Genomic DNA, 21730 nt, shown 5'->3' with positions numbered 1-21730 from the left:
AGAGTTTGAAGGCAAGTACTTCAAACTCTATCATATCTTTCTTATTTAGCCTCGTACCAAGTTGCTCCTTCATTTTCATCTGCAATGAGAGGAACACTGAGCTGGATGGCTTCTTCCATGGTTTGTTTCACCAGTACTTTGACGGCTGCTAATTCTGCCTTTGGAACTTCAAGAACGATTTCATCGTGCACTTGCAACAGCATCTTGGTCTGATAGCCACCTTCAACTAGAGCTTTGTCTAGCTGGATCATAGCAATCTTGAGAATATCTGCTGCTGAGCCCTGGATAGGAGAGTTGATGGCAGTTCGCTCTGCAAAACCACGAATGTTGAAGTTGCGCGAATTGATATCTGGCAACTCACGACGACGCTTGAAGAGGGTCTCTACATAGCCCTTATCACGCGCTTCACGCACCACCTCATCCATGTAGTTTTTAATACCTGGGAAACGTTCAAAGTAAGTGTCAATGTAGGCTTTTGCTTCCTTACGGCTGATGCCTAGATTATTAGACAAACCAAAGTCTGAAATCCCGTAAACCACTCCAAAGTTAACCGCCTTGGCATTACGACGGTCGTTTGGAGTCACATCCTCAGGACGTTCAATTCCAAAGACCCGCATGGCCGTTGAAGTATGGATATCAGCTCCTTCTTGGAAAGCCTTAATTAAGTGCTCATCTTTAGAAATATGAGCCAAAACGCGCAACTCAATCTGCGAATAGTCCGAGCTGAGCAGCACACTATCCTCCCACTCAGGCACAAAAGCCTTACGAATGAGACGGCCTTGCTCCAAACGAACAGGGATATTTTGCAAGTTTGGATCCACACTAGACAGACGCCCAGTCTGGGTCAAATCCTGTACATAGCGCGTGTGAATCTTGCCATCAGCCAAAATCCAGTCCTGCAAACCAATCACATAGGTAGATTGAATCTTAGCAATCTGACGATAATCGAGGATTTTCTTAACAATCGGCGCAATAGGAGCCAGTCGCTCTAGCACATCCACCGCTGTCGAGTAACCTGTCTTGGTTTTCTTGGTGTATTCTAGAGGCAGACCAAGCTTTTCAAAGAGCAGCACGCCCAACTGCTTAGGGGAATTGATATTAAACTCTTCACCAGCTAGTTCGTAAATCTCTTGAGTGAGTTGCTCAATGACGACCTCATTTTCAGCCTGCATCTCAAGCAGGGTTTCTTTTTTGACCTTGATCCCAGCGATTTCCATCTTGGCAAGGACAAAAGCTAGAGGTTGCTCCATGTCATAGAGGAGATCTAACTGCCCGTGTTCACTGAGTTTTTCAAGCAAAACAGGCTCGGTCTCAACCAAAACAGCAACCTTGCGAGCCAAATGCTCCAAGAATTTCTCTCGTTCAGGGATGGCTTTCTTAACTCCCTTGCCGTAGAAAGTCTCATCATCAACCAAGTAAGTCTGGCCATAGAGATTCGCAATGGTTGAAATTTCATTGTTCTCGACAGTAGAGAGGAGGTATTTGGCCAAGCGACTGTCAAAAGCAGGAGCCTGCAGGTTCAAACCAAAACGATTTAAAAGAACCTTAGCTTTCTTAAAGTCATACACTTTAAGAGGTGTTTTTTCTAAAAATTCCTTGAGAATCGGCTCCTGCAAGAGCTCAAGTTTATCTGTGGCGTAAAGTCTATCTCCGCAGGACCAGGCAAAACCAACCAAGTCATCTGTATGGTAGTTCTCACCAAAGAGTTCAAAGTGGAAGATAGAGTCGGCACTCAGCATGTCTTGACTGACGTGGTCAACGATAGTGAAATCCAAGCTCTCAGGCGCATCCTTCGACGAAACATTTAGAGCTTGTTTGAGCTGTTTGAAGCCCATCTCATCGTAGAATTTCCCGAGATTTTCCACATCTGGGCCATTATATACCAAGTCTTCCAGACCAATCTCAATCGGTGCCTGAGTCTCAATGGTCGCCAAGGTTTTAGACAAAAAGGCTTGTTCCTTATCATTGATGAGATTTTCCTTCATCTTAGAAGCCTTCATCCCATCGATATTTTCATAAATACCCTCAAGCGAACCATGCTCCAGCAAGAGTTTGATACCCGTCTTTTCACCAATCTTAGTAACACCAGGGATATTATCAGATTTATCCCCCATGAGGGCCTTAAGATCGATAAACTGAGCTGGGGTAATGCCCATCTTTTCCATAAGGTAATCTGGTGTAAAGGCCTCAAACTCAGCCACACCTTTCTTGGAAATCTCGACCACCGTATGCTCATCCGTCAACTGGATCAAGTCCTTGTCTCCGCTGACGATTGTCACATCAAAAGAATCCTTCTCAGCCAAACGACCTAGGGTCCCGATGATATCATCTGCCTCATACTGGGGCAGCTCATAGTGGCGAATCCCAAGATGGTCTAACAACTCACGAATGAAGGGAAATTGCTCACGAAACTCATCTGGAGTTTTAGCACGACCACCCTTGTAGTCTGCATACATCTCTGTTCGGAAAGTCGTCTTACCTGCATCAAAGGCTACCAAAACATGGCTGGGCTCAACCCGCTCTAAGACATGATTCAACATGAGTTGAAAGCCATAGATTGCATTGGTATGAAGGCCATTAGCATTTTTAAAACGATCCAACTGCTGATAGAGCGCAAAAAAAGCTCGAAAAGCAACAGAAGATCCATCAATTAATAATAATTTTTTCTTGTCCATACACCCATTATAAAGGAAAGAGGGGAAAAATACCATAGGAAAGAATAGGCAAATGGTAGTGAATTCCTCTTTTTTATATTCTTTCTAGATTCTCGCTCCATTACTATCTACTCGATAGCCATCCACAGTGGTATTCACTGCTAAAGCCCCTGAAGCCTTGACGTAGTAATACTTTCCTCCTACTTGGAACCACTGGCTAGACTTCATAGCCCCTGAACTTTCCAAATAATACCATGTTCCATTTTCCTTGAGCCAACCTGTCTGCATCTCCCCTGATGCCTTTAGATAGTACCAATGCGAGCCATCCTTCACCCAACCTGTTGACATAGTACCATTGCCTTTAAAGTGATACCAACTGCCATTTATTTTCTTCCAACCAGTTGCGAGTTTCCCGTTCTCACGGTAATTCCAAATACCGTTTTGCTTCTTCCAACCATTCTCCACCGATTCTGGTTCCATATACTGGACGTATCTCCTCATTCCACTATAGGACAGGTAACTAAGCCACTTATAACCGTCCTTTTCTACGATTTGATCGTAGCTAACATTTTCACCAGGATAGTAGTAGTCGATAACTTGCGCTGTGCTTGACGGCTGGTTTCGAATGGCAGACTTTTGAGTAAACGTGTGAGTCCCACTATACGCCAACCCTGACCTGATAGGATTTCCAGTTCTACCATCATTCCCTACCAAGTCCTTAAAATGGATAAAGCCTGTCATAGAGCTAGCTTTTACGCTGCGACGATTGTATTTCTCCCTAACTCCATAGTTATACTCTTCGATCTCAATCGTATCCCCTAATACATTTGATACCCAGGCCACATGCCCATAATAACCTTCTGTCGACCAAGCGATAGAGCCAATTTCTGGCTTGCTATCAACACGGTAGCCTTCTCGCCTTGCGCGGTGCCCCCATTCATTTGCATTTCCATAAGCAGGCGGGATCTCAAAGCCATTCACACTACTCAAACGAAAGGCCGCAAAAGACGTACACTGGCGAGAATACATCCGCCACTGGTCGATTTCTACACTACCATTTTTATAGTGAAGCGGGTAGTCATCTCCAAGCGCTACACTATCAGCTTTAACCGATTCACCACCAAACAAAAAAGCACTCGTAACCAACAATGTAGCCAATCCTACACCCAACTGCGTATATCTACTCTTCTTAACTCCTGATTTTAAAAACGTCATTCATTCTCCTTATATAATATAAATTTCCGAGGTTCCCCTCGTTTATACTATTCGGGAAAAAAAGAAAAAAGTGAGCAAAGCCCACTTCATTTTAGGATTCTTGGTCTAGATAGCGAATCAAATTCTTCTCTGTCAAGATATCTGAGTAGGTGAAAGATTCAACGTAAACATTAGCTTGTTTGTCCCCCTCAACATCCCCAAATTCAACGATAAATAGGGACGGATAAACCTCAATTAGCTTACCCAATCTATTTTTTTGGCGCTTACGGCCGTTTTCCAAAGTCATTTCAACGACTTGTCCCTCATGCGCCTTGATTTCTTCTTTGATTTTTTTCATCTTGGCTACATCTGTAAATGCATCTGACATCTTATGCCTCCCTCTTTGAGATACTTGAAAATTTATTGTATTCTTTTTGGAAAATCAATTCCACCGTTCCACGAGCTCCACTACGGTTTTTCTCGATGATAACCTCTACCTTGTTATTTGGAATTCCTTCCTCTTCTTCACCCGCACGATCGTAGTAGTCGTCACGGTATAGAAAGGCTACGATATCTGCATCCTGCTCGATAGAACCCGATTCACGAATATCAGACAAGACTGGTCTCTTATCCTGACGCTGTTCCACTCCACGAGATAACTGACTAAGAGCAATGACTGGAACTTTCAATTCCTTAGCTAGAATTTTCAACTGACGAGAAATTTCAGAAACTTCTTGTTGGCGGTTTTCACGACCAGTCCCTGTGATAAGCTGTAGGTAGTCGATCAAAATCAAGCCTAGATTGCCTGTTTCTTGAGCCAGTTTGCGTGAGCGCGAACGAATTTCCGTAATCCGAATCCCTGGTGTATCATCGATATAGATACTCGCGTTGGCCAGATTCCCTTGGGCAATGGTATACTTTTGCCATTCCTCATCAGTCAATTGACCCGTACGGATAGAATGGGACTCCACCAAGCCTTCGGCCGCCAACATACGATCTACTAGACTTTCCGCACCCATTTCCAGTGAAAAGATAGCTACAGTCTTGTCTAACTTGGTTCCGATATTCTGAGCAATGTTCAAGGCAAAGGCTGTTTTACCGACCGCAGGACGAGCTGCGATAATAATCAGTTCCTCCTCATGGAGACCTGTCGTCATATAATCCAAATCACGGTAGCCCGTTGCAATACCCGTGATATCCGTTGTTTGTTGTGACCGAACTTCTAGGTTTCCAAAGTTGATATTTAAAATATCACGGATATTTTTGAAACCACTACGATTGGCGTTTTCACTAACATCAATGAGTCCCTTTTCAGCCTGCGCAATGATTTCATCTACAGGCTTAGAAGCCTCATAGGCTTGGTTGACAGAGTCTGTCAACTTGGAAATCAAGCGACGTAGCATAGCCTTTTCTGCAACGATTTTAGCATAATACTCCGCGTTAGCTGAAGTTGGTACAGAATTGACAATTTCGACAAGGTAAGACAAGCCACCAATATTTTGGAGATCCCCTTGGTTATCCAAAATCGTTCGAACTGTCGTCGCATCAATCGCCTCTCCACGATCCGACAAATCTACCATCGCTTGGAAAATCAACCGATGAGCATACTTAAAGAAGTCTCGAGAATCAATGTATTCTCGGACAAAAACGAGCTTGCTCTCATCTATAAAAATAGCCCCCAGAACAGATTGTTCGGCCAAAATATCCTGAGGTTGAACTCGCAGTTCCTCTACTTCTGCCATCCGACTTTCCTTCCTTTTATAATCTTGTCAAGAAGTTGTAAACTTAACCTTCTTTTACACGAAGATTGATGACGCTTGTTACATCTTGGTAGATTTTTACTGGTACATCAATCAAACCTACTGCTCGAATTGGTGCTTTTACTTGAATGTGACGCTTGTCAATATTGATACCAAACTGCTTTTGCAATTCTTCTGCAATTTTCTTGTTGGTGATGGATCCAAAGGTACGGCCATCTGGTCCAACTTTTTCAACAAACTCTACGACAGTCTCTTCTGCTTCAAGCTTGGCTTTGATGGCTCTTGCCTCTGCTAACATCTCTGCATGAGCCTTTTCTTCTGATTTTTGTTTTCCACGCAATTCACCGATTGCCTGAGCAGTCGCTTCCTTAGCCAAATTCTTTTTAATCAGGAAGTTTTGGGCGTAGCCAGTTGGCACTTCCTTGATTTCGCCTTTTTTCCCTTTTCCTTTGACATCTGCTAAAAAGATTACTTTCATTCTTCTTTCTCCTTTTCTTTTAATTCATCTAAAATAAGTTGAGTCAATTTTTCTCCAACTTCTGATAGACTCATATCCTTAATCTGCGCAGCAGCTAGGTTAAAGTGACCACCACCGCCCAACTCTTCCATAATGCGTTGGACATTGATTTTACTGCGACTTCGAGCTGAGATTGAGATAAATCCTTGTGTATTTTTTGCTAGAACGAAACTAGCCTCAATACCAGACATAGCCAACATAGCATCGGCAGCCTTACTGATGACAACCGTATCATAAGTAGTTGAGTCCTCAGCTTGGGCAATTAAGACATCTGAACCCAATTTACGTCCTTGTAAAATGAGTTCATTTACCTCACGATATTCTTCAAAATCTGTCGCAGCAATCTCCTGGATAGCAATACTGTCACTTCCCCGTGTTCTGAGGTAGCTAGCTACATCAAAGGTTCTACTCGTTACTCGTGACGTAAAGTTTTTGGTATCCAGCATCATACCAGCCATCAGTACACTAGCCTGCATACGACTCAAACGATTTTTCTTAGAATTTTGGAACTGAATCAACTCTGTGACCAACTCACTCGCACTACTTGCTCCACTTTCGATATAGGTGATGACTGCATTCTCAGGGAAATCCTGATCACGTCTATGATGGTCAATAACAATAGTTTGAGTGAACAAATCATAAAAATCTTTTGACAAAGTCAAAGCCGTCTTGGAATGATCCACTAAAATCAACAAAGAGCGCTTGGTGACCAATCTCATCGCATCAGCCAGAGGCAAGAGCTTAGTGACACCCTCTTTTTCCAAAAAGTTGACCGCACGCTCGATATCTGGTGACATTTGATCTGCATCGTAGACCGCATAGCTATTTTCAGTAATATTGCTCGCAAACAGCTGCATACCGACCGCAGACCCCAAGGCATCCATATCCAGATTCTTGTGCCCGACTACAAAGACTTGGTCTACACTTCTAATTTTATCTGAAATAGCTGTCATCATGGCTCTGGTACGTGTTCTTGTTCTCTTAACAGAGGCTGCGGAACCACCACCAAAGTAGACTGGGTTCTTGGTTTCATCATTTTCCTTGACAACCACCTGGTCCCCACCACGAACCTCAGCTAGGTTTAAGTTCCTTAGAGCGACTTTCCCTATCTCATCATGATTTCCATCACCATAAGAAAAGCCCATGCTCAAGGTCAATGGCAACTGTCTCTGTTTTGCCTCCTCACGAAAGGCATCAATCACAGAGAATTTATCATTCATCAAACCCTCAAGAACTGTGTAATCAGTAAATAAATAAAAGCGGTCCATACCCACACGCCGAGAAAACATAGCATACTTACTAGCAAATTCTGAAACAAAATTTGCCACAAAACTATTGATATGACTAATATCGGAGTCGGAGGTTGCATCTTCTAGATCATCGTAGTTGTCTACCGAGATAACCCCAATCACTGGTCGACTGGTTACCAATTCGACAGTTGCTTCGTACTCCCCAGAAACATCAAAGAAATACAAAACACCCGAAGCCTTGTCCATATGAACAGCATAGCGTGTTTCGCCTAAAGTAGCATACGAACCAGGATTCCCAACAGAAGCTTTGATAATGGTTTGAATCAAGTCAACATCAATTTCGCCTTCTTCAGTCGTCAAAATCAACTCAGCATAAGGATTAAACCATTCGACTTCGCCACTGGATAAATCTAACTTCAGAACACCAACTGGCATTTGATCGAGCAGCGTGTTCAAGCTATCTTCCGCTTGATGGTTTACGTATTGGATTTGTTCAATTTCGCTCTTTTCATACCGTTTTTTTTGCCAGATGAATAAAAGCAGATAAAGAAGTACAAATAAAAACAAGGCACTGATTGTTACAACATTATTTTGTGAAAAAATAATCAGCATTGTTAAGGTTCCGAAAGTTGCAATCCCTAGTAGAACCGCAGAAATCGGGGTTAAATTATTTTTTTCATTCTAAACCTCTTGCGCATTATTATATCACAAAAAGCCTTAAAAAGCGACCTTTAAAAAGAGGTAAGCCTTTCTTTCATGATTGATCTCTTCTAATTCTCAGACACAAAAGTAGGAGGGATTCATCACCCTCCTACCCACGTGTTCAGATTACTATCATCTAACGTTCCACGATAAGAGCTGTTCCCATTCCCCCTCCGATACAGAGAGTTGCTAACCCAGTTTTAGCATCACGTTTCATCATCTCATGTACCAGAGTCACTAAGATACGACAGCCTGAAGCTCCAATTGGGTGACCGAGAGCAATCGCGCCACCATTGACATTGACAATATCTGTGTTGAAGCCTAGAGTTTTACCGACTGCACAAGTCTGGGCAGCAAAAGCTTCATTTGACTCGATCAAGTCGAGATCATCAACTGTCAAATTACCTTTTTCAAGAGCCTTGCGAGTTGCATAAATCGGCCCACATCCCATCATCTTAGGATCCAAACCTGCACTTGCATACGAACGAATGCGGACAATCACTGGCAATCCTAATTCTTCAGCTTTTTCAGCACTCATGATTAGGACTGCTGACGCCCCATCATTGATGCCTGAGGCATTTCCCGCTGTAACAGAACCGTCTTTTTTGAAAACAGGACCTAGCTTAGACAAGCTCTCCAAGCTGGCATCTTTTCTAGGAAATTCATCTGTATCAAAGACAATAGGATCACCTTTGCGTTGAGGAATGACCACTGGAACAATCTCTTTCTTAAAGCGTCCAGATTCTATAGCCGCCACTGCTCGTTTTTGTGATTCCAAAGCAAGAGCATCTTGTTCATCCCGGCTAATACCATATTCTTCAGCCACATTCTCAGCTGTAATCCCCATATGGTATTCGTTAAAAGCATCAGACAAACCGTCCTTAATCATGGTATCTACAACTTTCGAATCGCCCATACGGCCGCCCCAACGGAAGTTTGGCAAAACATATGGAGCCTGACTCATGTTTTCTGCACCACCAGCTACGACAATATCTGCATCGCCACACTGAATCGCTTGAGCAGCTAACTGAACTGCCTTCAAACCAGAACCACAAACCTTATTAATAGTAAAGGCTGGTGTAAATTCAGGAAGTCCCGCATGAATACTCATTTGGCGAGCCACATTTTGGCCTAAACCTGCGCCTAGGACATTCCCCATAATCACTTCGTCTACTTGCTCTGGTTTAATATTCGCTTTTTCCAAAGCACTCTTAATTACCAAAGATCCCAAATCAACAGCTGAAACATTCTTCAAGCTTCCTCCAAAGGAGCCTATAGGAGTCCGCACTGCCGAAACAATCACCACGTCTTTCATAACTACCTCCATTTATGCCTCTTATAATGATGCAATACAAAAGTGGTTTACAATTGTGTAAACCACTTTTACATAGTTGTCAAGATTTTATGATTCCTTAACTTCTAGCAAACCAACTTCACCATCCTCACGGCGATACAAAACATTTGTTGTTTGATCTTCTACGTCTACATAGATAAAGAAATCATGTCCCAACAAGTCCATTTGAAGAAGAGCTTCTTCCAAATCCATTGGTTTTAAATCAATTTGTTTTGAACGAACCACTTTTGGCTGCACAACATTTGCATCTTCAACTAAAGCATCTGTAAAGAGTTGGCTTGTTGCAACCTTATTTTTATTCTTGCGTTCGATTTTTGTTTTATTTTTTCGAATCTGGCGTTCAATTTTATCTGTTACAAGATCGATAGAACCATACATATCTTGAGAAATATCTTCTGCACGAAGAGTAATTGACCCAAGTGGAATTGTTACTTCAACTTTTGCTGTTTTTTCACGGTAAACTTTCAAGTTGACACGTGCATCCAACTCTTGTTCAGGTTGAAAATATTTTTCGATCTTTTCGAGTTTAGAAACTACATAATTGCGAATTGCTTCTGTTACTTCTAGGTTTTCACCACGGATACTATATTTAATCATATAAGTACCTTCTTTCTAAACATTTTTATTTTTCTAACTATATTATAACGCTTTCATTTTCATTTTGCAAATTTTTTCCTTATCTTACAAGAGAAAAAGTTTTGACTTCCAAAACACCTGCCTCTTCAAAAAGTCGCTTCACACGATTGATAGTCGCCCCTGTCGTATAGATGTCATCAATAACCAAAATCTTCTTAGGAAGAGGGGCCTCTGTTTTAATATAAAAAGGAATTTCAGTAGCTAATCGTTCTGAGCGATTCTTAGAAGAACTAGCCTTCTCTTCTCTTTTCCCTAGTAAATCTTGAAAGGAAAATCCTGCTGCCTCAACCAAACCTTCAACCTGATTAAATCCTCTCTCAAGCAATCTTTCAGGACTTAGGGGAATTACCACAAATTCATAGTCTCTATACTTTTTCAACTCATCTGCAAGTACAGGAGTAAAAACCTTTCTAAGCAGAAAATCCCCATCAAACTTATATCGACTAAAGAAGTCTTTCATAGCTTGATTATAGGTGAAGATTGCTTTATGATCAACTTGAATCCCATCTTCACACCAAAGTTTACAATCTTGACACGTTGTTGACAACCCTCTTTTCATGCAGTTTGGACAATGGTCTTCACCAATCTTCTCAAAAGTAGAATCACAAGCTGAGCAAAGATAGTTGTGCTCATTCTTAAACAGTAAGAGGTGACTAAATGTCAAGTCACTCTTTGTTGACTGGCCACATAATAAACAATTCATAATCCCGCCTCCTTGTTCATCTGCTTGATTTCCTTGATTGCCTTTTTGATGGAAGTATTTAATCCATCATGAAAGAAGAGCAACTTACCAGTTGGTCTGTCCATACTACGCCCAACTCGCCCACCAATCTGAATCAAGCTAGACTTGGTAAAGAGACGATGATTAGCTTCTACTACGAAAACATCCACACAAGGGAAGGTAACTCCACGCTCTAAAATTGTCGTACTGATCAGTATCGTCAACTCTCCATCTCGAAAAGCTTGCACCTGCTCTAATCGATTTTCTGTGACAGAGGAAACAAAGCCGATATTTTCATTTGGAAACTGTTCCTGCAATATTTCTTTTAGTTTCTCGCCTTTTTTAATTTCTGATGCAAAGATTAACAAGGGATAACCTGTTCTTCTCTGCTTCTCAATGGAGCTCTTTAACTTAGGTGACAACTGACTCTTATCTAAATAACGATTAAAATCCGATAACCAGACTGGTTTAGGAATAATCAAAGGATTTCCATGAAACCGTCTCGGCAAGCTTAATCGTTTTAATTCTCCTGTGCGAACCTTCCTATCTAACTCATCTGTAGAAGTTGCTGTAAGGAATATCCTTAATCCATCCTCCTTTACACTATTCTTTACAGCATAGTAAAGCATAGAGTTGTCAACATAAGGAAAGGCATCTACCTCATCCACTATCAACAAATCAAAAGCATGATAAAATTTTAATAACTGATGAGTTGTTGCAACTACTAAGGGAGTTCGAAAATAGGGCTCTGATTCGCCATGGAGTAGCGCTATATCGCAAGCAAAGTCATTCTGCAGTCGCTTATACAGTTCCAAACATACATCAATTCGAGGACTGGCCAAACAAACTGCACCACCATCATCAATCACTTTAGCTACAACTTGATAGATCATCTCTGTCTTTCCAGCACCTGTCACAGCATGAACCAAGGTTGGCTCTTGCTTGTCTACCGCTTGAAGAAGTCCCTCTGACACTTTTTCCTGAAAAGGTGTTAACTGACCACGCCATTTGAGAACATCTTGCTTAGGAAAATCTTCCTGCGTAAAATAGTATAAAGCTTGATCACTCCTGACTCGCTTCATCAATAAACACTCCCTACAATAGTAAGCACCAATGGGCAAATACCATTCTTCTAGAATGCTACTATTACACCGTTGACAGAAAAGTTTTCCCTTCTCTTTTCTCATTGCTGGTAGTTTCACGGCCATTTGACGTTCTTCTTTAGTTAATTCTCTCTCAGTAAACAAGCGACCGAGGTAATTTGGATCTACTTTCATACTTCTTTATTCGTAAATATCTAGCTCTTTTTGTATTTTTTTAGTACAATAAAATCATGGAATTTAGAACAATTAAAGAGGATGGGCAGGTCCACGAAGAAATCAAAAAATCTCGCTTTATCTGTCATGCAAAGCGTGTCTATAGTGAAGAAGAGGCTCGTAATTTCATCACGGCCATCAAAAAAGAACACTACAAAGCTACCCATAACTGCTCGGCTTTTATTGTAGGGGAACGCAGTGAGATTAAGCGCACGAGTGATGATGGTGAGCCTAGTGGTACTGCTGGAGTCCCTATGCTCGGTGTCTTAGAAAATCACAATCTTACCAATGTCTGCGTAGTGGTTACTCGCTACTTCGGGGGAATTAAGCTAGGTGCTGGTGGTTTAATTCGTGCTTATGCAGGTAGTGTGGCCTTGGCTGTCAAAGAGATTGGCATTATTGAAATCAAAGAGCAAGCTGGTATAGACATTCAAATGTCTTACGCTCAATACCAAGAGTACAGTAACTTCCTTAAAGAACATGATCTCATGGAGCTGGATACAAACTTTACAGATCAAGTCGATACGATAATTTATGTTGACAAGGAAGAGAAAGAAAATATCAAGGCTGCTCTTGTGGAGTTTTTTAATGGAAAGGTTGCTTTAACAGATCAAGGTTTACGAGAAGTTGAAGTTCCTGTAAACTTATTGTAAACAAAAATATAGATAGCACCTACTAAATTTATTCGCAGATTTACAGCTCAGACCTTTGATATAAAAAAATCCTATCGCTTTGATAGGATTTCTATATTTTACAAATAGCCTTGAGCGCGTTATACTAGTATCATCTTATACAAAGAGGTATATCTATGGCTATTTATAACAATATCACTGAACTAATCGGACAAACACCGATTATTAAACTTAACAGCATTGTTCCAGAGGGTGCTGCAGATGTTTATGTAAAACTTGAAGCTTTTAACCCTGGATCGTCAGTAAAAGACCGTATTGCCCTTAGCATGATTGAAAAAGCGGAACAAGATGGTATTCTAAAACCAGGTGCTACCATTGTTGAGGCAACGAGTGGAAATACTGGTATCGGACTTTCTTGGGTAGGTGCTGCTAAGGGATATAAAGTTGTTATCGTCATGCCCGAAACGATGAGTGTGGAACGACGTAAGATTATCCAAGCCTATGGTGCTGAACTCGTCCTTACTCCTGGTAGCGAAGGAATGAAAGGCGCAATTGCCAAGGCTCAGGAGATCGCAGCTGAACGTGACGGCTTCCTTCCACTCCAATTTAACAATCCAGCTAATCCTGAAGTACACGAAAGAACAACAGGAGCTGAAATACTGGCTGCTTTCGGTTCTGATGGACTAGATGCTTTTGTGGGTGGTGTTGGTACTGGTGGAACGATTTCAGGTGTTTCTCACGCTCTTAAAGCAGCAAATCCAGACATTCAAGTTTATGCAGTTGAGGCAGACGAGTCAGCTATCTTGTCTGGTGAAAAACCAGGACCTCACAAAATTCAAGGTATCTCAGCTGGATTTATTCCTGATACACTTGATACAAAAGCCTATGACGGTATCGTCCGTGTAACATCAGATGATGCCCTTGCGCTTGGCCGTGAAATCGGCGGAAAAGAAGGGTTCCTTGTTGGGATTTCTTCAGCCGCAGCGATTTACGGGGCAATTGAAGTTGCCAAAAAATTAGGTACAGGTAAGAAAGTCCTTGCTTTAGCACCAGATAACGGCGAACGTTATCTGTCTACAGCACTCTATGAATTTGAAGTGTAATCTCCTAAATGCACTTAGCCCTTATTATAGGGCTTTTTCTTTGTTCAATTTAAAGAAAAATCTAAGTTCCCTACAGCAAAAGAAAAAGGAAGCAAATTGCTTCCTCTTTTATCATTAGTTATTCAAGGCTGCTGCCATTGTAGCTGCAACTTCAGCTTCGAAGTCATTTGCAGCTTTCTCGATACCTTCACCAACTTCAAAGCGAGCGAACTCAACTACTGAAGCGTTAACTGAATCAAGGTATGCTTCAACTGTCTTGCTATCATCCATGATGTAGACCTGAGCAAGAAGTGTGTAAGCTTGGTCAACTTTAGTGTTGTCAAGCATGAAGCGATCCATTTTACCTGGGATGATTTTGTCCCAGATTTTTTCTGGTTTGCCTTCTGCAGCCAACTCAGCTTTGATGTCAGCTTCAGCTTGAGCAATTACTTCTTCAGTCAATTGTGCTTTTGATCCATACTTCAAGTGTGGAAGGGCTGGTTTGTTAACCATTGCACGGCTTTCGTTGTCTTGGTCGATTACGTGGTTCAATTGTGCTAACTCATCTTTAACGAATTGAGCGTCCAATTCTTTGTATGAAAGAACTGTTGGTTTCATCGCTGCGATGTGCATTGACAATTGTTTAGCAAGAGCTTCGTCTCCACCTTCGATAACTGAGATAACACCGATACGACCACCATTGTGTTGGTAAGCTCCAAAGTGTTGTGCATCTGTTTTTTCGATCAAAGCAAAACGACGGAATGAGATTTTTTCTCCGATAGTTGCTGTTGCAGATACATAAGCTGCTTCAAGAGTTTCACCTGAAGGCATTGTCAAAGCAAGTGCTTCTTCGTTGTTAGCTGGTTTTCCTTCAGCAATTACTTTAGCTGTAGCATTTACCAAGTCAACGAATTGAGCGTTTTTCGCAACGAAGTCAGTTTCAGCGTTTACTTCAATTACTGCTGCAACGTTACCGTTAACATAAACACCAGTCAAACCTTCTGCAGCAACGCGGTCAGCTTTCTTAGCTGCTTTCGCCATACCTTTTTCACGAAGCAATTCAATCGCTTTTTCGATATCACCGTCTGTTTCTACAAGCGCTTTTTTAGCGTCCATAACACCGGCACCAGATTTTTCACGCAACTCTTTTACAAGTTTAGCTGTAATTTCTGCCATTTTGATTCTCCTATATTTTTTAAAAATAGGAGAGCCGGGCTACGCCCCGCCCTCCTAGGTAATTACTATTTGTATGAATTAAGCGTTATCGCCTTCTACAACTTCAACGATTTCTTCGATTGAGTCTGCTTGAGCTTCTGAAGCTGCAAATTCTGCTTCAACTGCTGCTGCATCTTCTCCTTGGCGTCCTTCGATGATAGCGTCAGCCAATTTAGCTGTGATCAATTTAACAGCGCGGATAGCGTCATCGTTAGCTGGGATGATTACATCGATATCGTCTGGATCAGTGTTTGTGTCAACCATCGCTACAACTGGGATTCCCAATTTTTTAGCTTCTTTAACAGCGATTTGCTCTTTATGTGGGTCAACTACGTACATTACATCTGGGATACGAGGCATGTCTTCGATACCACCCAAGAATTTTTCAAGACGTGCACGTTGCTTGTTAAGAAGTGCAACTTCTTTCTTAGGAAGAACGTCGAAAATTCCTTCTTCTTCCATACGTTTGATTTCTTTCAAACGAGCAATACGTTTTTGGATAGTTCCCCAGTTAGTAAGAGTTCCACCCAACCAACGGTGGTTGATGAAGTATTGACCTGAACGTACAGCTTCTTCAGCAACAGCGTCAGCAGCTTGTTTCTTAGTACCAACAAACAATACAACTGCATCGTTAGCTGCTGCGTCACGCATAAAGTCGTATGCTTGGTCAGCGTATTTTACAGTTTGTTGCAAGTCGATAACGTGGATTCCGTTACGCTCAGTGAAGATGTACTTAGCCATCTTAGGGTTCCAGCGACGAGTTTGGTGACCAAAGTGTACACCAGCCTCAAGAAGTTGTTTCATTGAAATTACTGCCATGAGTATTTCTCCTTTTTGTTTTTTCCTCTTCTAGATTTCAACTTGCAAAACGACCCAGGGGCAACAGTTTCACAATTCATCAAGAATGAGTATTATCGTTTACACGACAGGTTTTATTCTATCATATTTCAACAGTATTTTCAAGCTATTTAGTAGAATTTTAGTAGGACTTTCGGATAAAAACATTAAAAGAGACTCGATTGAGTCTCTTCGTTTTATACATTAGTTTGGATAGATATATGTTACGTAACCTTCAGAAGTTGTAGTTGGGTTGAACCATCCACGTTTGTTTCCGATTGTACGATCTCCACCGTAGTTTGATTCTGATACTTGAATACGAGTTGATGATGAAACTGCTGTAACAACCGCTACGTGTCCATAACCACCATCATTCCAACATGCAATCGCACCAACTTGTGGAGTTGAACCTGTGCGGAATCCTGCTGCGGCTGCACTTGTTGCCCACTGAGCTCCGTTGCCCCAGTAATCTCCAGCCCAAGGTGCCAATGTTTTAGCTCCCCAAGTACATTCACCAGTTGGATAACTTGAAGCATTTGAGCTGTATGTTGGACGTTGTCTAGCAGGCGCTGGCGCAGGTGCCGGAGTGTAGCTTGAATCTTCCTCGTCAGTTGTTGATGTTGCCTGTACTTGAGCAGAGAAACTTGTGTTTCCAGAAGCAACAACTGACTGCTGTTGGCTTGTTTGACGTGCTCTGTAAGCTGTTTCTGCTTCTGCAGCCGCACGTGCTTCTGCCTCTGCTGCCGCTTTCTGCTCTAGCAAACTAACTTTCTCACCTTCTGCAGTAGCTTTCTCAGCAGCAAGATTCAACTCTGCAACCTTCAACTCAGCTTGCTTAGTTGTCAATGCCTGCGCATCATCAGCCAGTTTTTGTTGGTTCGCAATAACTGTATTGATTGCTTCATTATTGGCTACTTGTTTATCAGAAATTGCTTTTTTATCAGCCTTTTGTTGCTCCAACATTTTGTTGTTAGCCGATACAATCTCGCTCATTGCAGCAACACGCGAAATGGCTTCTGTGATTGATTTTGAATTTACAATTGTATTAATGTAGCTAGTCGCAGCTCCATTTGTCTGTGCGCTACGTGCTTGTTTTTCTAAAGAAGCATTACGAGCCACGATATTTTTAGAAAGCTCTGTAATTTCTCCTTCAAGTTTTTTAGATTCAGCTTGTAATTTTTCGTTTTCGGATTGCAAGCTTGCTTGCTCTGCTTGAATTGTTGAAACTTGACCTTGGATTTGATCCACTTGCTTTTGAGCTTCTTGTTGTTGCGCTGTTAAACTGCTAATTTTATTATCTTGAGCAGCAATTTTTTCATCAGTTGTTTCTGCACGAACAGTTGTCAATACTGCCGTTTGTGAGACCAATACTGTACTTAACAAAAGTGACGCTAAGATTTTTTTCTTCATATGCTGTCGATACTCCTTCTATTTGAGACATTACTAGTATACCAAAAAAAGACATAATAAATATTACGCCTTTGTTACATTTATATTTCTTTCTTATAGATAAATTTTTTCAAAAATAAATTGAAAAATGACAATCCATAAGAAGTTCAAAATCATTGATGGGACAAGGCTATAGACGATGAATACCGGCATGGAATCTACAGTCAGTCCTACGGCAAGAGCCAAAAGATAGCTCCCCATATCAAACAGAAAACTGATCACAATAATGGTCAACATCCTTGTCCAACGATTTGTCAAAATCACGCTATTGAACTTGTGGAGCGAAGCACCTATCAAGATAAACAAAAGCGTGGCAATTCCAATCAAGTGGAAAAAATAGATATCGTAAACCAAACCCACTATAAAACAATAGGCTAGGTAGAGATATTCCGATACTTCGATTGTCTCAAATAAGAGAAACAAAAACAGAAAATGACTGGCTAAATGAAAGTGGGGGAAAAAGGATCCCACCAGTTGTCCAATATGAGCATCAATTAGCACAACAAAAGGGAGTAAAAAGAAAATACCAATTTGTTTTAACAATCTCATTGCTAATTCCCCACTAACTCTACCACATGAAGATCTTTGATATCAGCACTTAACTTTACAGTTACCTCTCGTGTTAGATAGTCACTGCTGTGCGTTGTACCAACAATTTCTCCAACAGGAATATCTTTGACATTAAAGTTTCCTAGCCCACCTGTAGTCACCTTGTCTCCAGCACTGATGTCACTATTACTATTTAATTGACTGATTTTAAGCAGTTCAGATTCCTTGTCATAACCAACGATAATTCCGTAAATTTCAGTAGAACCATGTTGGATTTTAACAGAGATCTTATCCGTGTTTTCAGCGTTGGTTAAAAGATTGACAGTTGTTGAATGATCTTCCACCTTTGAAACACTACCAACCAAGCCCCCGTTTGCAATGGCCAACATATTTTCAGAAGCTCCTTTTAAACTTCCTACATCAATTGTTAACTCTTGCTTCCAAGATACTGGAGCACGCATAATCACATCTGCTGCTAGGGTTTTTGTAGCCTGTAATTTTGACTTCATCTCTAGCAACTGACGTAGTTGTTCATTTTCTGTTTTTAAACGTTCTGATTGATTAGACTCCACCTCTAATTGATAGAGTTGTTTTTTTAGACTCTCGTTTTCATTGTAAGTCTGCGTCAAATGGCCCAAATCCGATTTGAAAGCATCAAACCACTGAAAAGGTTTTTGAACAATTCTATCTACTAAGGAAATCCCATCTCCTAGTTTCGTCACAATAGCGCTTGAATAGGTTGTTACCAATAGTACAGAAACTGCCAGAACTGTGACAAAAACGATGATTAGATATTTTGATTTTTTAAAACGGTTCATATTCCTACCTTTTTACTAAAGATCTACTACTGTGATTTTTTATCAATCTTACGAATCCACTAAGATTTTAAGAAAAATAAGAGACATCCCAGCACCAGAATCACAAGAATCGCCAGTGTATCCTTTTGACTCCATCTCAATTGTCTATACTGACTTCTACCTTTTCCTCCCTGATAACCACGCGCTTCCATGGCTATTGCCAATGAATCTGCACGCTTTAAGCTCGTAGCAAAAAGAGGAATTAAAATCGGAATCATAGCCTTTACTTTTTGAACGATGCTACCTTCGCCAAAGTCAACTCCACGGGCTTTTTGAGCATTCATAATCCTCGTTGTGTCATCCATCAAGGTTGGAACAAAACGCAAACTCATTGATAACATGAGACCAATTTCATGAACGGGAACTTTCACGCGTTTCAGCGGTGCTAAAAGAGCTTCAACTGCAGCTGCCAGACTCAAAGGCATGGTCGTTAAGGTTAGCAAAGTTGAAAAGAAAATAATCAACACAAAACGACAGAAAATGATTCCAGCTTGTTGCAACGCATAATCCGTTATTCTTATAAAAGAAAACTCAAATAGGACATTTCCACTTGAAATGAAAAAGAGCTGAAAAAGAGTTGTAAAAGCAATCAGGAAGAACATGGATTTTAATCCCTGAATGAAAAATGAGAGGGAGACGCCCGACAAAGCGATAAATATACCTGTCGCTACAAACAGAATGAGATTAGCGAGGGGATTATTGGCCCAAAATACAATCAAAATCAGCAGGATCATGGCAAGCAATTTACTACGTGGATCCAAGCGATGAATGATGGAATCCCCTGGTATATAACGTCCTAAAATCATACTATCCATTTAGCGACTCCTTAAACTCCTCTATCTTGATTGGCAGTTTTTTAAAAGCTATACCTCTATCTGCCAAACGTTTGCAAAAGGCTGTGATTTTAGGCACACCTAACTGCACATTTTCCATAAAGGCTACATCTTGGAAAACTTCGCTCGGTTTACCACTTTTGACTAAGCTTCCCTTTTCCATAACGTAAACCTGATCAGCATACTCAGCTACATCATCCATCAAATGCGTTACCAGAACAATTGTCATTCCAGAAAGGTGAAGTTTTTTAAACAGGGTCATCAATTCTTTTCTGCCCAGAGGATCTAGCCCTGCTGTCGGCTCATCCAAAACCAAGACAGTTGGCTCCATGGCTAGCATACCCGCTATAGCCACACGTCTCATCTGGCCACCCGAAAGTTCAAAAGGACTGCGCTCAAAGAGTGACTCATCGATGCCTACCAAGGCTAACTTTTCACGCGCAATTTTCTTGGCCTCTTCCTCAGAAACTCCAAAATTTTGCGGTCCAAATGCAACATCTTTCAAAACAGTCTCTTCAAAAATCTGATTTTCAGCAAATTGAAACACTAGACCAACCTGCTTTCGAATCTGGCGAATTTCTTTATTGGTTGATGTAGGGGTAATGACGGTATCGAGAACTCGAACAGAACCCTTACTTGGTAGCAATAGGCCATTTAAAAGCTGTAAAATCGTTGACTTCCCACTACCCGTGTGTCCTACTAAAGCTGTATAGGAATTATCCTCAATCGTCAAAGAAACATCAGTCAAGGCTGATGAAGATAGGGGTGTCCCCTCTTGATAGGTAAAGCTCACATTTTCTAGAGTAATTCCCATAACTTGTCCTCTAGCTCTCCTTCTGTCAAATATCCATCCGGCAACTGATAACCAGTCTCTCTCAAAGATTCTCTCAATTGATTAGTAAAAGGCTCATCTAACCCTATCTGGTCAAGGTCATCCCGAGAAAAAAGTTCTCTTGGGTTGCTGGTTGACTCCACTTGGCCTTTTTTCATGACCAAGACACGATCACTCATCGCAACTTCTTCCAAATCGTGCGTAATGGAGACGACTGTCATCTGGTGGTATTTTCGAATCTCTTGAACTGTCTGAATCAGTTCTCTGCGTCCCTCAGGATCCAACATACTTGTAGCCTCGTCCAGAATCAAAATAGCTGGTCTCAAGGCAACAACTCCTGCAATAGCCACCCGTTGTTTTTGTCCACCAGACAAACGAGCTGGTTCTCTCTTCTTAAAGTCCAGCATACCTACCAACTCCAAAGATTCAGCCACTCTCTTTTTCATTTCTTCACGAGGAAGTCCCTGATTTTCTAGGCCAAAGGCAACATCATCTTCAACAGTCGCCCCTACAAATTGGTTATCTGGATTTTGAAAAACCATACCAATTTGACGACGCAAGTCCCAAACATTCTCAGAGGACAGCAATTGGCCATCTATCCAGATTTCCCCAGACTCTGCTTCAAGCAAGCCATCAATCAAACGGATAGTTGTCGATTTCCCACTCCCATTATGGCCTACAATCGAAAGCCATTCTCCCCGTTTCACGTGAAACGAGACATTATTAACATCATAATAATCTTGGTCTTCCTTATAACGAAAAGACAGATCTTTTACTTCAATAATCGATTTCATTTCGAACCAAATGTCCCTTTGAATACATGAGCGCTACCCTTGAAATAATCATAACCAGAGTAGATAGTGAAAAATAAAGCTATATAAAGCAACAGTTGACCAATTAAATTCCAATGTAAGAGCAAAAAGATAATGGCAAACATTTGACTAAAGGTCTTAATTTTCCCTGGCATCGCTGCTGCTAGAACTGTCCCTCCCGTCTCAACAAGCAACAAACGCAAGCCTGTCACCGCAAGTTCACGACAGATGATAATAGCAACAACCCAAGCTGGAGCCATACCTAACTCAATCAACATGATAAAAGCTGACATAACCAACAGCTTATCGGCCATCGGATCTGCAAACTTTCCAAAGTTGCTGACTACATTCCATTTTCGAGCAAGATAGCCATCAAGATAATCCGTTATACTAGCAACTGCAAAGATGATTGCTGCCAGCAAGTGACTGCCTTGTGAATGGCCAAAAGTCAAAATAAGAATAAAGAGAGGTATAAAGAGAATTCTACCAATTGTTAATACATTAGGGATTTGTTCTTTTTTCATTGTT

21 protein-coding genes are annotated in these 21730 nt (G+C 41.2%); 2 read left to right on the top strand and 19 right to left on the bottom strand.

Going from position 1 to position 21730, the window contains the following annotated elements; translation table 11 throughout:
- Positions 1-41 precede the first annotated feature (41 nt).
- The 10 genes from polA to HMPREF0850_RS04470 all read right to left on the bottom strand — a co-directional run bounded on the left by polA (position 42) and on the right by HMPREF0850_RS04470 (position 12065).
- Positions 42-2675 carry a DNA polymerase I gene (polA, locus tag HMPREF0850_RS04515; protein WP_009013825.1) on the bottom strand — a complete coding sequence of 878 codons (2634 nt, stop codon included), beginning with the start codon at positions 2673-2675 and terminating at the stop codon, positions 42-44.
- 84 nt (positions 2676-2759) lie between these two features.
- Positions 2760-3869 carry an SH3 domain-containing protein gene (locus HMPREF0850_RS04510; RefSeq protein ID WP_000143410.1) on the bottom strand — a complete coding sequence of 370 codons (1110 nt, stop codon included), beginning with the start codon at positions 3867-3869 and terminating at the stop codon, positions 2760-2762.
- 91 nt (positions 3870-3960) lie between these two features.
- On the bottom strand, positions 3961-4236 hold the full coding sequence (locus tag HMPREF0850_RS04505; protein ID WP_001278166.1) for a Veg family protein: 276 nt from the start codon (positions 4234-4236) through the stop codon (positions 3961-3963).
- A gap of 1 nt (position 4237) precedes the next feature.
- Positions 4238-5590 (bottom strand): replicative DNA helicase, encoded by a 1353-nt coding sequence (gene dnaB / locus HMPREF0850_RS04500; RefSeq protein ID WP_000852472.1) that lies wholly within the window; start codon positions 5588-5590, stop codon positions 4238-4240.
- A gap of 43 nt (positions 5591-5633) precedes the next feature.
- Entirely contained in the window at positions 5634-6086 is a 453-nt protein-coding gene (gene rplI, locus HMPREF0850_RS04495) for a 50S ribosomal protein L9 (RefSeq protein WP_000864206.1), read from the bottom strand.
- Entirely contained in the window at positions 6083-7987 is a 1905-nt protein-coding gene (locus HMPREF0850_RS04490) for a DHH family phosphoesterase (protein ID WP_000905411.1), read from the bottom strand. The genes rplI and HMPREF0850_RS04490 overlap by 4 nt, the downstream gene beginning before the upstream one ends.
- Positions 7988-8213: 226 nt before the next feature.
- Positions 8214-9392, bottom strand: a complete 1179-nt coding sequence (locus HMPREF0850_RS04485; RefSeq protein ID WP_009013824.1) for an acetyl-CoA C-acetyltransferase — start codon at positions 9390-9392, stop codon at positions 8214-8216.
- An 87-nt stretch (positions 9393-9479) separates the two neighbouring features.
- Positions 9480-10028, bottom strand: a complete 549-nt coding sequence (gene hpf / locus HMPREF0850_RS04480; protein WP_000599119.1) for a ribosome hibernation-promoting factor, HPF/YfiA family — start codon at positions 10026-10028, stop codon at positions 9480-9482.
- A gap of 79 nt (positions 10029-10107) precedes the next feature.
- On the bottom strand, positions 10108-10770 hold the full coding sequence (locus HMPREF0850_RS04475; protein WP_000995711.1) for a ComF family protein: 663 nt from the start codon (positions 10768-10770) through the stop codon (positions 10108-10110).
- Positions 10767-12065, bottom strand: a complete 1299-nt coding sequence (locus HMPREF0850_RS04470) for a DEAD/DEAH box helicase (protein WP_000861783.1) — start codon at positions 12063-12065, stop codon at positions 10767-10769. The genes HMPREF0850_RS04475 and HMPREF0850_RS04470 overlap by 4 nt, the downstream gene beginning before the upstream one ends.
- Before the next feature lie 56 nt (positions 12066-12121).
- On the opposite strand from HMPREF0850_RS04470, the gene HMPREF0850_RS04465 reads away from it, so the two are divergent.
- Complete coding sequence (locus HMPREF0850_RS04465) at positions 12122-12757, top strand: YigZ family protein (RefSeq protein WP_000395731.1); 636 nt, start codon at positions 12122-12124, stop codon at positions 12755-12757.
- Positions 12758-12912: 155 nt separating this feature from the next.
- Complete coding sequence (gene cysK, locus HMPREF0850_RS04460; protein ID WP_001029448.1) at positions 12913-13839, top strand: cysteine synthase A; 927 nt, start codon at positions 12913-12915, stop codon at positions 13837-13839.
- 114 nt (positions 13840-13953) lie between these two features.
- On the opposite strand, the gene tsf is transcribed toward cysK, so the two are convergent.
- The 9 genes from tsf to pgsA form a co-directional block, all read right to left on the bottom strand.
- Positions 13954-14994: a translation elongation factor Ts gene (tsf, locus tag HMPREF0850_RS04455; RefSeq protein ID WP_000808060.1), complete on the bottom strand. Its 1041-nt coding sequence runs from the start codon at positions 14992-14994 to the stop codon at positions 13954-13956.
- Positions 14995-15072: 78 nt separating this feature from the next.
- A complete protein-coding gene (gene rpsB, locus HMPREF0850_RS04450) occupies positions 15073-15852 on the bottom strand; it encodes a 30S ribosomal protein S2 (protein WP_000268473.1) in 780 nt (259 codons plus the stop codon).
- 222 nt (positions 15853-16074) lie between these two features.
- On the bottom strand, positions 16075-17280 hold the full coding sequence (gene pcsB / locus HMPREF0850_RS04445) for a peptidoglycan hydrolase PcsB (protein ID WP_000726997.1): 1206 nt from the start codon (positions 17278-17280) through the stop codon (positions 16075-16077).
- A gap of 93 nt (positions 17281-17373) precedes the next feature.
- Complete coding sequence (gene mreD, locus HMPREF0850_RS04440) at positions 17374-17868, bottom strand: rod shape-determining protein MreD (protein ID WP_001237918.1); 495 nt, start codon at positions 17866-17868, stop codon at positions 17374-17376.
- Between the two features lie 2 nt (positions 17869-17870).
- The gene (gene mreC, locus HMPREF0850_RS04435) at positions 17871-18686 is read right to left on the bottom strand and encodes a rod shape-determining protein MreC (protein ID WP_001078966.1); all 816 of its coding nucleotides are present in this window, start codon (positions 18684-18686) and stop codon (positions 17871-17873) included.
- 59 nt (positions 18687-18745) lie between these two features.
- A complete protein-coding gene (locus tag HMPREF0850_RS04430) occupies positions 18746-19540 on the bottom strand; it encodes an energy-coupling factor transporter transmembrane component T family protein (protein ID WP_000377875.1) in 795 nt (264 codons plus the stop codon).
- Positions 19533-20372: an energy-coupling factor transporter ATPase gene (locus tag HMPREF0850_RS04425; RefSeq protein ID WP_000513214.1), complete on the bottom strand. Its 840-nt coding sequence runs from the start codon at positions 20370-20372 to the stop codon at positions 19533-19535. Before HMPREF0850_RS04425 ends, HMPREF0850_RS04430 begins: the two co-directional genes overlap by 8 nt.
- A complete protein-coding gene (locus tag HMPREF0850_RS04420; protein WP_000835734.1) occupies positions 20357-21184 on the bottom strand; it encodes an energy-coupling factor ABC transporter ATP-binding protein in 828 nt (275 codons plus the stop codon). The genes HMPREF0850_RS04425 and HMPREF0850_RS04420 overlap by 16 nt, the downstream gene beginning before the upstream one ends.
- Positions 21181-21726, bottom strand: a complete 546-nt coding sequence (pgsA, locus tag HMPREF0850_RS04415; protein ID WP_000712144.1) for a CDP-diacylglycerol--glycerol-3-phosphate 3-phosphatidyltransferase — start codon at positions 21724-21726, stop codon at positions 21181-21183. Before pgsA ends, HMPREF0850_RS04420 begins: the two co-directional genes overlap by 4 nt.
- Positions 21727-21730: the final 4 nt, after the last annotated feature.

Origin of the sequence: Streptococcus sp. M143, assembly GCF_000162495.1 — a bacterium.
GTDB lineage: Bacteria > Bacillota > Bacilli > Lactobacillales > Streptococcaceae > Streptococcus > Streptococcus dentisani.
Note: the sequence above shows the minus strand (reverse complement) of the source record. Positions and strands in the feature narration are given on the sequence as shown.